This window comes from Pseudoalteromonas sp. bablab_jr011 (assembly GCF_016464045.1).
In the GTDB taxonomy this organism is placed as follows: domain Bacteria; phylum Pseudomonadota; class Gammaproteobacteria; order Enterobacterales; family Alteromonadaceae; genus Pseudoalteromonas; species Pseudoalteromonas lipolytica.
In genome coordinates, this window is sequence record NZ_JACDWU010000002.1 from 1 (window position 1) to 315 (window position 315).

The 315-nt window shown below is 41.9% G+C and carries 1 protein-coding gene; it reads left to right on the plus strand.

What is annotated here, in order from left to right; genetic code table 11:
* The coding region (locus JIG41_RS23150) for a group II intron maturase-specific domain-containing protein (RefSeq protein ID WP_312000467.1) at window positions 1-315 on the plus strand (315 nt) is incomplete at both ends.

Here is a 315-nt window from a genome sequence, read left to right on the forward strand (position 1 = left end):
AGAGGCTTAACGCTCTCCGAAGAGAAAACGCACATTACTCACATTAGCCGTGGTTTTGACTTCCTAGGCTTTAACCATAGGAAGTACAAAGGAAAACTGCTCATTAAACCGAGCAAATCTAACACGTTAATATTTCTGAGTAACTTGCGCGAACTCATTAAAAAGCACGCAACTACCCCCGTTAACGATCTAATCAAGTTGATAAATCCGAAACTCAGGGGTTGGTCGAATTACTATCGCCATTGCGTTGCCAAACAAGTATTCGGATATGTGAGCCACAAACTATTTCTAGCGTTATGGCATTGGGCTAAAAGG